Source organism: Chryseobacterium urinae, from assembly GCF_030518295.1.
Lineage (GTDB): Bacteria > Bacteroidota > Bacteroidia > Flavobacteriales > Weeksellaceae > Chryseobacterium > Chryseobacterium mucoviscidosis.
Genome location: NZ_JAULSJ010000006.1, coordinates 1 through 13,055 on the forward strand (window position 1 = coordinate 1; position 13,055 = coordinate 13,055).

General features: G+C 36.9%; 8 protein-coding genes. 4 read left to right on the forward strand and 4 right to left on the reverse strand.

Going from position 1 to position 13,055, the window contains the following annotated elements:
- Positions 1–415: 415 nt before the first annotated feature.
- Positions 416–2,914 (forward strand): pectate lyase family protein, encoded by a 2,499-nt coding sequence (locus tag QWT87_RS05020; protein WP_302714304.1) that lies wholly within the window; start codon positions 416–418, stop codon positions 2,912–2,914.
- Positions 2,915–3,379: 465 nt separating this feature from the next.
- On the opposite strand, the gene QWT87_RS05025 is transcribed toward QWT87_RS05020, so the two are convergent.
- From QWT87_RS05025 to QWT87_RS05040, 4 genes are read right to left on the reverse strand one after another with little or no spacing between them, the layout of a single operon-like run.
- Complete coding sequence (locus QWT87_RS05025) at positions 3,380–4,033, reverse strand: rhomboid family intramembrane serine protease (protein ID WP_302714306.1); 654 nt, start codon at positions 4,031–4,033, stop codon at positions 3,380–3,382.
- An 11-nt stretch (positions 4,034–4,044) separates the two neighbouring features.
- Positions 4,045–6,627, reverse strand: a complete 2,583-nt coding sequence (locus QWT87_RS05030; RefSeq protein ID WP_302714308.1) for a DNA gyrase/topoisomerase IV subunit A — start codon at positions 6,625–6,627, stop codon at positions 4,045–4,047.
- Positions 6,628–6,638: 11 nt separating this feature from the next.
- Complete coding sequence (locus QWT87_RS05035) at positions 6,639–7,115, reverse strand: hypothetical protein (protein ID WP_185204759.1); 477 nt, start codon at positions 7,113–7,115, stop codon at positions 6,639–6,641.
- 53 nt (positions 7,116–7,168) lie between these two features.
- Positions 7,169–9,058, reverse strand: a complete 1,890-nt coding sequence (locus QWT87_RS05040; RefSeq protein WP_302714311.1) for a DNA topoisomerase IV subunit B — start codon at positions 9,056–9,058, stop codon at positions 7,169–7,171.
- Between the two features lie 286 nt (positions 9,059–9,344).
- On the opposite strand from QWT87_RS05040, the gene QWT87_RS05045 reads away from it, so the two are divergent.
- The 3 genes from QWT87_RS05045 to QWT87_RS05055 all read left to right on the forward strand — a co-directional run bounded on the left by QWT87_RS05045 (position 9,345) and on the right by QWT87_RS05055 (position 12,962).
- Positions 9,345–10,061 (forward strand): LytR/AlgR family response regulator transcription factor, encoded by a 717-nt coding sequence (locus QWT87_RS05045; RefSeq protein ID WP_302714313.1) that lies wholly within the window; start codon positions 9,345–9,347, stop codon positions 10,059–10,061.
- A 347-nt stretch (positions 10,062–10,408) separates the two neighbouring features.
- Positions 10,409–11,617 carry a T9SS type A sorting domain-containing protein gene (locus QWT87_RS05050; protein ID WP_302714316.1) on the forward strand — a complete coding sequence of 403 codons (1,209 nt, stop codon included), beginning with the start codon at positions 10,409–10,411 and terminating at the stop codon, positions 11,615–11,617.
- Between the two features lie 196 nt (positions 11,618–11,813).
- On the forward strand, positions 11,814–12,962 hold the full coding sequence (locus tag QWT87_RS05055) for a methionine aminotransferase (protein WP_302714319.1): 1,149 nt from the start codon (positions 11,814–11,816) through the stop codon (positions 12,960–12,962).
- The last annotated feature ends 93 nt before the right edge of the window (positions 12,963–13,055 follow it).

Sequence of the window (13,055 nt, forward strand, 5' to 3'; positions counted from 1 at the left end):
TAAACAACTTCACAATTAAAGAACACAACATTTTGATAAATTTTAAGCTCATTTTTTGATCTTTTCATTTTAAATAAAAATTCATACAGATTCATCTTTTATTTTTGATTTCAATCAAACTTAAATATAAACTTAACGAGATTTTAACCAATCTCCGTTTAATTTTTTATAACAAAATAGCTTTTCAGTACTTATATTGATTTTTTGGTAATCCAAAATCATCAGCTTTAATTAAGGTTATACGATTAAACAATTTTCAACAAATCACACCAATCATTGAACAATAAAGTGTTTTAAAACTTTTTTCAAACAAATTTCACAACAAAAAGATTTAATTTAAATATTTATATATATTTGCGTGTAATCGATTACACATTGTTAAATTTATTTTAAAACTATTAAAACATTATTAATCATGAAAAAGCTCTTATCTTTTTTTATTCTGGCTTTCGGCTCTTTTCTGCTGAATGCACAGGTAACGATTACACAGGCTACAGGATGGCTGGAAACAGCTTACGTAAAATGGAATCCTGTAAGCGGAGCCGATAGCTACAGAGTATATTACACAGGCGGCGGTTTTACCAACAAAATAATTGATAATCAGTTAATCAGAAATTACGGTTCTTACTTTCGTGCAGATATTTTAGGATTAAGTCCCGGAAACTACACCATAAAAGTAGCTCCTGTTACAAATAATGTGGAAGGAACTGCCACAGTTTCAGGTTCGGTTACCGTTCTTCCTCATGACAGAAACGGTTTTGCACACAGCAGCGGAAGAATTCCCGGTGCTTACAATCTGGACGGAACTTTAAAAGCCAATGCCGTTGTTCTTTATATAACTCAAAATAATAAAAATACGGTTTCGCTTAATGTAACGGGAGCTACCGCGAATCCATGTGTTGGTTTGCAGACGATTCTGGATGGTTTTAAAAAGGGATATGACACACGTCCTCTCGCCATCAGATTTATAGGAAACATAACCGATCCCAGTTATCTGCTAAACGGAGATGCGGTTGTAGAAAATAAAAATATCGCTGCAAGTTCAATTACTCTGGAAGGTGTCGGTTCGGATGCCCTGATCAACGGATGGGGAATCAGAATTAAAAATGCCACCAATATTGAAGTCCGAAATCTTGGTTTTATGCTGACTGATGCTGCGGAAGGAGACAATCTGAGTTTACAGCAGGATAACAGTTATATCTGGGCGCACAATTGTGATCTTTTCTACGGAAAACCGGGAGGTGATGCAGATCAGGCAAAAGGAGACGGTGCGCTGGATGCAAAGAAATCTACCTACATTACTTTTTCCTACAACCATTTCTGGGATAACGGAAAGAGCTGTCTTCTGGGTTTAAGCGAAGGAACGACTTCGGGATTGTACATTACTTATCATCACAATTGGTTTGATCATTCAGATTCCAGACATCCGAGAGTGAGGTATTATTCTGCCCATGTTTACAACAATTATTACGATGGAAATTCTAAATACGGAGTGGGTTCTACATTAGGCTCTTCGGTTTTTGTAGAAGGAAATTATTTCAGAAATGCCAAATATCCCATCCTGATTTCCAAGCAGGGAACTGATGTTGCCAATGGTGCAACCGGAACTTTTTCAGGAGAAAACGGAGGCGTTGTAAAAGCTTTTAATAATTTTATGACGGGACAGACTGCTTTCATTCCTTACAATTCTTCCACAGCAGCAAGCCATTTTGATGCTTATGTGGCTTCCTCGAGAAGTGAAGTTTTAGGAACCAACATTAAAGCATTACAGGGAAACGGAACGTACAATAATTTCGATACGGACAATACTTTGTATGTTAACGCTCTGGTTCCGGATGCTCCAGCAACTGCAAAAGATAAAACGACACAATACTCCGGAAGAGTTTCCGGCGGAGATATTAACTGGACTTTCAATAACGCTGTTGATGATACTTCTGATGCCGTAAATACAGGATTGATGGCTTTGCTGCAAAATTATACGTCTTCGCTTGTATCGGTGCAGGGAGAAACTGCCGCTCCGGTAAGCTCACAGACTTTAACGATTGCCTCCAATAATGATCAGACCGTAGCTTCGGGAAGCGCAATAGCTCCGATGATATTTACATGGGGAGGAACAGCATCCGATGCTACGGTAACAGGACTTCCGGCTTCGGGAATCAGCTTTGTTAAAAATACTACGGCAAAAACAATTACTGTTTCCGGAACACCGACTGCGGATCTGGATTTTACGATAACCACAATCGGTTCTTCGGGAACTCCGGTCTCAGGAACAGGCAGTATTTCGATTACGCCAACAGGAACCAATCCGCAGGGAAATGAAATTCACAATTTCACAACATCCAATTTAACGAGTTCGTTCTATACCTTTACGTCTGCAAACATGAATTCTACGGATGGTTCTGCAACCTATAACGGATTAACTTTAACGAAGAGATTAAAGATAGAATCTGCAACGGGAATTACTTATACAACTACTGCTCCGTCCTCGCTTACGCTTGTATTCGATCCTTCTTTTGGAGGAACAATTAAGGTGGATAATGTTTCTTATACCGCTTCTTCAGGAATCGTGAACGTTTCAAATATTCCGGCAGGTTCGCATTCCATCACCAAAGGAAGTGTGGCAAATTTATTCTACATTAAAACAGAATATGCTTCTGCCACTATTTTAGCAACCCAAGAGAATAAAGTATCACAGAGATTAACCATTTATCCGAATCCTGTTGAAAATTCTTTCAGCATATCATCCACAGATGCCGTGGAATGGATCACTATCATTAACAACGGAGGCGAAATCTTAAAGACCATCAGAGGAAATGTAAAAAATGTAGATATCCGCGAACTTAACAGCGGTATTTACTTTGTTCAGATCAAAACCAATAAGGAAATGATTTATCAGAAGATCATTAAAAAATAAATAAAATCAGGTCATTAACATTTTGTTGAGCCGTCTCATTTCTGGGGCGGCTTTTTATTTTGAATGTAAAGGTTTATTTCTGAATTAATTCTGAAATGATGCAAGGCTTAATCTGCATTGAAAAAAACGATTAATTATTGAAGCATCTTAAGTAATTTTATTGATAAAAATGAAAGAAATTCAAGGCTAAAATATTCGGTATCCAAGAAAAAATACTGAATATTGAGTCTTTTGATGTCAAAATTCAGTCTTTTATATTCTTTGTTGAGTGTTTTTGCCTCACTGAAGAGTCTTTTAAGGTGAATTTTGATTCTTTCACTATCAAAAATCAGTCTTTTACACTCAATTTTCAGTATAAAAGACTGGTTTTACACTCAATTAAAAGGTTTTTATCTGTCTTGAAGTTCAATAAAAAAGCAATGAACCATATAATTCATTGCTTTTAAATTTATCTGTAAGGAATCTTTATCCAATTCTTTTCTTCACAAAAATCTCATACCCCAAATAAATTAAAGGAAGCGACATGATTCCCAGATACATTGAATTTTCAATCGCCGCCTGTGGCTGATTGGCAACGGCGTAAATAAGACCGAAAAACGCTCCTCCTAAATGGGCGGCGTGACCGATATTATCGTTGTGATTCGGATTCAGCATCATATAAACAGAATAGCTGAAATACACAAGACCAAATATATATCCCGGAATTCCGATAGGAATGAAAAACATATAGATTTCTAGATGCGGAATCAAGGCAATGGATGCGAACAAAATTCCCGAAACTCCTCCACTTGCTCCAATGGCGGAATACCAAGGCTGTCTTTGATAAACAAATAGCGAAAACATATTTCCCAGTAAAATTGATCCGAAATAAATGATCAGAAAACCTAAATTTCCAAATCCCTGAATAACAACCGGACCGAAAAAATACAGGGTAAGCATATTAAATACCAGATGCATAATATCGGCATGCAGAAACCCTGAAGAAAGCAAACGGATGTATTCTTTCCTGTTAAATATGGCGCCTACGCTGAATTTGTATTTCTCAAAGTTGGCACTTCCCATGGGAGCTGCAAAACTGATAACAGCGGTTATGATAATGATTGCTATTAAAATATTCATTTTTTCAACATTTAATTTTCTGTATTATCGTCATTCTGAAACAGGTTTCCAATGGTTCCGTCTTCATCAAATCCCGCTATTGGTTCGGGATCTTCATATACTTCCGGTTCTTCTTCCACAGGTTCAGGAATGTTGATATTGATGGATTTTACTTTGAATTTGGTAAACTGGTTTCCGATGGCTTTAATTCCCTTCACGGCAATAAATTCATCGATATTCACTTCTTCCGGCTCTCGTTCTTTGCCTTTGTCTTTTGCGAAAATAATTTCGGCAGTGGCTCCGTTGGCAACAATTACATTTTCAATGAACGATTTTGAATGCTCCGAAGGCATAAAAGTCTGTACATTCGGCGTATTTTCGAATAAAAACCGTTTGATGAAATAAATATCTTTTTCACCATCATAATAAATACAGGTTACCGGCTGATTCGGACGCCATTTTTCCAGCACCAGATATTCGTCATCGAAGCGGTTTCCGAGATCAAAGGAAACTAATTTTGCTTCTCCGTTGGTGTTGATGGTTAAGATTTTATCATCCCCTTTGAAGCTTCCCAGTAAAGTTCCTCTTCCGTCTGCATTCAGCCTTCTCACCGTATCATCAAACCAGATTCTTCGCGGTGCTAATGTAGAAACGCCTTCTTCTTTCAGATCCACTTTCTTCACGGAATATTTGGTTACCAGATTTCCTTTGGAATCACGGCCTTTAATCGCCAGTTCTGAGAAATCGATGTCCATTTTATTTTTTCTGATCCTCGGATTGGGTTTCAGAAGAACCGTCACCGTTTCTGCTTCACCGTTTGGATTTGCCGAAAAATAAAGCACTTCCGATCCTTTTTTATCCGAAGCCAGAGGATAATCCGTATTTCGGGTAACACCAGTTACGGAAAAACGTTTCATATAGTAAGGTCCTTCTCTTCCTTCGCGGTAGATCATATTGTAGACCGTCCTTTTATCGTTTTTCTTCCAGATCGCAACATGGAGAATATCTTTTCCGATGAACGTTTTTGCCTCCACTTTTACCACTTTCATGCTTCCGTCTTTTCGAAAGGTAATAATATCATCAATATCCGAACAGTCGAACAGATACTGGTCTTTTTTTAGTGACGTTCCGATAAATCCTTCCTCGAAATTGGCGTAGAACTTTTCGTTGGCAACTGCAACTTTTGTTGCATCAATGGTATCAAAAATTCTAAGTTCAGTTTTTCTCTGTCTGTCTTTACCGTATTTTTTCTGAATATTCAGGTAATAATCAATTGCATACTGAATAAGATTCGCAAGATGATGTTTCACCTGCTCGATCTTACCTTCCAGCGCAGCAATATTTTCTTTAAATTTATCTAAATCGAATCTTGAAATTCTCTTAATTCTGATTTCTGTCAGTTTTAAAATATCTTCTTCCGTTACGGCTCTTAAAAGATGTCCGGTATGAGGTTTCAGCCCTGCATCAATGGTTTTCAGAACATCTTCCCATGTTTTTACCTCTTCAATATCGTGGTAAATTCTGTTTTCGATGAAAATTCTTTCCAATGAAGAAAAATGCCAGCTTTCCTGAAGCTCATGAAGCTCGATCTCCAGTTCTTTTTTAAGCAAAGAAACAGTATGATCGGTGTTCATTTTCAGAATATCAGAAACATTCATGAACATCGGCTTATCGCCGACAATTACACAGGCATTCGGAGAAATGGTGACCTGACAATCGGTGAAAGCGTATAGAGCATCAATGGTTTTATCCGGAGAAACATCGTTGTGAAGATGAATCAGGATTTCAACTTTATCGGAAGTATTGTCTTCAATTTTTTTGATCTTGATCTTTCCTTTTTCATTGGCTTTAATAATGGAATCAATCAGATCGCTTGTGGTTTTAGAATACGGAAGCTCCGTAATAATAAGGGTATGCTTATCGTAAGGTGAAATTTTGGCTCTGGCTCTTACCTTTCCTCCACGGTGTCCGTCGTTGTATTCTGAAACATCCAGATAACCCGCCGTCATAAAATCAGGGAAAAGCTCAAACTTTTTACCTTTCAGATACGCCACAGAAGCATTGATAAGTTCATTAAAATTATGCGGAAGAATTTTGGTTGAAAGTCCAACTCCGATTCCTTCAACGCCCTGTGCTAAAAGCAACGGGAATTTTACGGGAAGATCGATCGGTTCATTATTTCTGCCGTCATACGATTTTGCCCATTCCGTTGTTTTTGGATTGAAAACCACTTCGAGAGCAAAAGGGGTTAATCGGGCTTCGATGTATCTCGCCGCTGCCGCAGAATCTCCAGTGTAGATGTTCCCCCAGTTTCCCTGTGTATCGATCAAAAGTTCTTTCTGACCGATTCCTACCATCGCATCCGTAATGGAAGCATCACCATGAGGGTGATATTTCATGGTGTTTCCAACGATATTGGCAACCTTGTTATAACGTCCGTCTTCCAGCTCCCGCATGGAATGCATGATCCTTCGCTGAACAGGCTTAAATCCGTCATAAACCGATGGAATTGCCCTGTCTAAAATTACATAAGAAGCATAATCCAAGAACCAGTCTTTGTACAGTCCTGAAACTTTTTTTAAGCTTTCGCCTTCATGCGAGTATTCTTCTGTCATTCTTTAATTTATTAACTCTTTTTCTCTTTATTGGCCTTAACGACCTTATTTAAGGAAACTTTTAAATCACTAATTTCTCTTTTGGTAAGATATGAAATTTCATACCTCAAAATGGTAGAACCGCTGTTTTTGCTTGAGATCGTAACATAAAGTCTTTTCATAAAGAAAAGATCTACAACCTCAAATTTTTGCAGTTTGTATTTCGGAAACTCATCACTTAACGGTTTTTGCAGAAAAGGAATAATGTTCCTGTTTCTGAAATGCAGAGCTTCTCCATCACTGTCATATTCAAAGATCTGCCTTCCGTTAAAATAAAAGAGTACTACCAAAATAATTGGAACAAAAATCAATAGTAATTCTTCTCTTCCCAAGATCCTAAACTTATACTCTTCTAAAATATAAGCTCCGATACCTCCGACTAAAAGCATAGCCAATAAAGTACTAATGAAGCTGTATACCGAAGTTTTATTGCGGTTACTAAGTCTCATATTAATATTTGTATTAGTGGATTATTTGTGTTTTTTTAAAATAAAGATTTTAATTAGCTTTCATCTATGATTTCACTCAATATTTCTTTTTTATTAATATCAGGATCTTCAACTACCAGATTTTCAAGGATAAAAGTTTGTCTGTCTGGTGTATTTTTTCCCATGTAGAATTCCAAAAGCTGATCAATCGTTTGGTCTTTTCCTACCACAACAGGTTCCAGACGGATGTCTTTGCCGATAAAATGTTTGAATTCGTCAGGAGAAATTTCTCCCAATCCTTTAAATCGGGTAATCTCCGGATTTTTTCCCAATTCATTTAACGCTTTTACTCTTTCCTGTTCTGTATAGCAATATCGTGTCTCTTTTTTATTTCTTACTCTGAATAAAGGGGTCTGAAGAATATAAAGGTGTCCGTTCTTAATCAGATCCGGGAAGAACTGAAGGAAAAACGTAATCATCAGCAGACGAATGTGCATTCCGTCGACATCGGCATCGGTGGCAATAATTACCTGATTGTACCGAAGATCTTCAAGACTTTCTTCAATGTTCAAAGCTGCCTGAAGAAGGTTAAATTCTTCGTTTTCATACACAACTTTCTTGGTTAAACCATAGCAGTTCAAGGGTTTTCCTTTCAGAGAAAATACTGCCTGTGTTTCCACATCTCTGGATTTTGTGATGGATCCGGATGCAGAATCTCCCTCGGTGATAAAGATTTGGGTTTCTCCCTTTCTTTCGTTCTTCTGATCGTTGTAATGCTGTCTGCAGTCACGAAGTTTTTTATTGTGAAGAGAAACTTTTTTGGCTCTTTCTCTCGCTAATTTCTGAATTCCGGAGAGTTCTTTTCTTTCTCTTTCTGAGATTAGAATCTTTCTCTGGATTGCTTCTGCAACTTCAGGATTTTTGTGTAAGAAATTATCCAACTTACTTTTCAGGAAGTCAATAACAAAAGTCCTTACGGTGGGGCCGTTCGGTCCGATGTCATTCGATCCTAATTTTGTTTTGGTCTGAGACTCGAAAACAGGCTCTTCCACATTAATGGAAACTGCGGCTACAATGGATTTTCTAACGTCGGAAGCATCAAAATTTTTATTAAAAAACTCACGGATTGTTTTTACGTAAGCTTCTCTGAAGGCATTTAAATGGGTTCCTCCCTGTGTTGTATTCTGTCCGTTAACGAATGAAAAGTACGTTTCTGTCTGAGATTTATCAGTGTGCGTAATGGCAACTTCAATATCATTGTCCTTCAGGTGAACAATGGGGTAAAGCGTTTCGTTTTCCAGCTCTTCGTCCAGCAAATCTTTCAAACCGTTTTCTGAGAAGAATGTTTCTCCGTTGAAAAGAATTTTCAAACCGGGATTCAGATAGGCATAATTGCGGAGCATTCTTTCGATATACTCTTTTCTGAATTTGAAGTGAAGGAAAATATCGGCATCCGGAATAAAGGAAATCTCGGTTCCGTTTCTGTCTGAAGAATCTTTTTCTTCAAAATTTTCTGTAATAATACCTCTGGAAAATTCTGCGGCTTTCATCCTCCCGTCTCTGAAAGAACGAACGCGAAAATAATCGGAAAGGGCGTTAACTGCCTTTGTACCCACCCCATTAAGACCTACGGATTTTTTAAAGGCTTTACTGTCGTATTTCCCTCCGGTATTCATTTTAGAAACCGCATCCACTACTTTTCCCAACGGAATTCCGCGTCCAAAATCACGGATCGTAACTTTTCCGTCATCTAATTTTATTTCAATTCTTTTACCGGCTCTCATCCTGAACTCATCAATAGAGTTATCCAGAATTTCTTTCAGTAAAATGTAGATACCATCATCGGCGGAAGAACCGTCTCCCAGCTTCCCGATATACATTCCAGGACGCAGGCGGATATGCTCCTGCCAATCGAGGGTTCTGATATTATCTTCGGAATAGATCGGATTTATTTCTTGTGACATATGTAATTTCAGCAAACATACAAAAGTACGAAATTGAAGAAAATTATCCGAATATTTTGGTTCATTTTTTTGTAAATATTCTTATAGGTATTGCATTATTAATAATGAAATTCTATATTTACATTATTCAATATCAAGTGAAAAACCAGCTTTATTTTATTTTTTTCGTTAAAATTAAAGCTGATTATGTTTCAAATTAACAATCTTAATAACATCAATAAAATATTATCTTATGATTGTCTCTCTATAATTACTTAGTAAAACTGAAACCAAAAACCAAACTCACATGAAAAATAAATTGAACGCCTGTATTATTGACGACTTAGATGAAGGCAAATACGTTTCCCAACTCCTGAAAAAGGAATTTCCTGAATTCGAAACTGATCTTCAGACGAGCTGTATTCTTTTCACTTCGGATTATTTTACAAAACATTCCACGGATATTTTATTCGTTGATATTCAGAATTTTAAAGAAAACGATATTGAAGTATTAGTGCAGTTTAAAGAAAATGATTTCCCGATTATTCTCATCACAGAATCTGAAAAATCTGCTATTCAGGCAATAAAAAGAGGATTTATCCATTACATCTTCAAACCTTTAAAAAATCTGGATTTCGTTCTCACCGTTAATAAAGCACTCGAAAAATTCAGAAAAAACAGAATCTATTCACTTTCAGGTTTCCAAAACAAAATCAATCTTCCTACCCTGCAAGGATTTAAGCGGGTAAATATTGACGAAATCATCCGTTGCGAAGCAGATTCTAATTACACTTCTATTTATCTTTCGGATAAAAGCAAAGTGCTAGTTTCCAAAACATTGTGTGATTTTGAGAAAAATCTTTCCGAATATAATTTTTTCAGAATTCATCACAAACACCTCATTAACCTCGAACATCTTAAAGAATATATCAAAGGAAAAGGCGGACAGGTCGTAATGGCAGACAATTCCGTCCTCGATGTTTCCATTCGCAGGAAAAACGAATTCCTTCATAAAATGGCTTAACGTAAGAAATAATATTATTTTCATCTTACCTGTGATGTTAGATTACAGGAAACATTCTGTTTTTCAATACTATAACAATATCATTCAGACATTTTAAAATAAACCATTCCCATTTTTTGAAAAGAAAAACACATTTACCTGCAAAAAAAACACACTTACTCAAAATCTGTCTGCATTTACTTAGTCACTTTAGTGTGAGATTTTTATATGTGATACTTTTAAGGTCTTAACTACATGTAGAAAATTTAATAGCTAAAAGGTGAAAACCAAAATGTATTCAATGAGTATTAATTCTTAAAGTTTTGTTGGTTTTTGATGTACAAAATCAACTTAGCATCATGGTAAGAATGTATTTTTTAATCTTCTGCTTTCTTTTAGGAAACGTAATACTTTTGGCACAAAATCCTCCCTGTTCAGACTTTAATGATCCTGTAAATCCTTACGGAAACTGGGCTCCCGCTGCTGCACCCAACGGAAATGTAAGTGTAGGTGTAGGTTCTCCGAATCCTCTGGACGGATCGCAGTTTCTTATTATAAAAGACAAGTCGGGAGGATCGTGGTACCAGAACTGGAAAGATTACCAAAAGCTGGGAAACTATTTTTTGGGACAGTGTATTTATTTTGATTTTTATCTGGACAATGACAGTGGTTACGGATTGCCTTATCATCCATACATCACACTTTCTGACGGAACCAACAGCGCTACATTTGTGGCAAGTGTGACAGTAACTCCGGGAAGCGGATGGGTTCATATAAAAGCTCCTATTCAGCTTTCCAGCGGCGGTGTTCTTCCAAGCAATTCGGACGGAGCATGGACGATGAGTCCTGTAAATGCGGCAATTTTTGATAACATCATCATGAATTCCCAGGTTCTTTCCATTACGCCGGATATTACATCTACACAACAGGAAGTGATGTATTTCGATAACATCTGTGTAAAGCCTTGCGAAGGATGCAACGAATGTAATTCTAACTTTAAAATCCAGATAACAACAAGCACATCAGGAAATTACACTACAGCTCAGATATTTCTTGAAAGCACCAATTCTCCAAGTTTGTATAAAGTAGACTGGGGCGACGGAACGACAGGAGATGTACTGACTTCGCACATCTACAACACTCCGGGAAGCTACACGGTTTGTGTTATACAGTTTGAAGGAGATCAACCTAAGTGCAAAACCTGTATTTCTATTTGTATTCCGAAACCTGCGGAAGGAGGAAACGCTAAAAACCCGGGCAATTTGAAATCTCCTTTAAAAGATGTTGCCGAAACAGCAAGAGCTGAATCGGGAACAGCCAGTCAGCCGGAGTACAATCTGGTTCCCAATCCCGCAAAAAACTATGTTGATGTACAGACTAATCTTTCCAAAAGAGGCACTGTAACCGTTAAAATAATGGATACTTCCGGAAAGATTCTGATTAATAATTCCGAAACGGTAGAAAGCGGAAGACAAAGTATTAAAATCAATACCGAAAAACTGATTCAGGGAACTTATATTGTTGAGATACAATCCGAGAACGTAAAATCTTCACAGAAACTGCTCATAACGAGGTAATGCAATTCATATCTTCAAAAAAAGCCATCCGAAATCGGATGGTTTTTCTTTTGAAGTACTTCTTTAAAGACATTTTAAGTATTTCATTCATGCTCAATAAAATATCTTTTTGCGTTTTGTGGTTAATTTAAGCCAATAAATCTCTCCTGATTGTAAAAAATAAATTAAATTCGATACAAGAAAAAAACAATCCTTAATGATACAACTTCCTTTGTCCAAACTTTCCAATGTAGGAACTACGATTTTCAGTCAGATGACGCAGCTTGCCAATGAAAATGAAGCCATCAATCTGTCGCAGGGTTTTCCCGATTTCATGCCGGATTCCGAATTGATGGATCATGTGGATCATTTCATTAAAAAAGGCTTTAATCAGTATGCTCCGATGGGCGGAATGATTGGTTTGAAGGAAGAAATTGCCGGAAAAATAGAAAATTCTCATCAGGCAGTGTATCATCCGGATTCTGAAATTACCGTTACTGCAGGCGGAACTCAGGCTATTTTCACTGCGATTGCGACTTTTGTAAAGAAAGAAGATGAGGTCATTATTTTTGAACCAGCTTACGACTGTTATGAACCTACCGTAGAACTCTTCGGCGGAATTGTGAAACGTTTCGAGATGAAAGCTCCCGATTATGAAATCGACTGGAATGTGGTAAAAAGTTTAGTTTCGGAAAAAACCAAAATGATCATCCTGAATAACCCGAACAATCCTTCCGGAAAGATTTTAAAGGAACATGACATTCAGGAATTAATTAAAATTGTGGAAGGAACTTCGATCCTGATTTTAAGTGATGAAGTGTATGAAAATATTGTTTTTGACGGAAAACAGCATTTAAGCATTTGCAAATATCCCGAACTGAAAAACAGAAGTCTTCTGGTTGCTTCATTCGGAAAACTGTTTCATGTGACCGGCTGGAAAATCGGCTATTGTGCGGCTCCGACATATCTGACGGACGAATTCAGAAAAATACACCAGTTTAATGTTTTCTCCGTGAATACACCGATGCAGCTTGCTTTGGCGGAGTATATGAAAAATCCGGATCATTACAATCAGCTGAATCAGTTCTTTCAGGAAAAAAGAGATTTTTTAAGACAGGGTTTAGCCAATACTTCTTTTGAATTACTGGATTGCGAAGGAACGTATTTTCAGGCTTTAAAATATGATAAGATTTCTGACAAAAATGATCTTGATTTTGCTCACGAACTCACGATTAATCATAAAGTGGCAAGTGTTCCTTTTTCTTCTTTTTATAAAAATAAGCTGAATGAAAATGTAATCCGTTTGTGTTTTGCGAAGAAGCAGGAAACTTTGGAGAGAGCTTTGGAGAATTTGTCTAAACTGTAATTTCGTTGATCATTGATTTAGCAAATAAGAAGACTTAAAAAAGCTAATTTAACTAATTTTAATTTGATTGTCCGTTTATTAACCTAAAGCTTC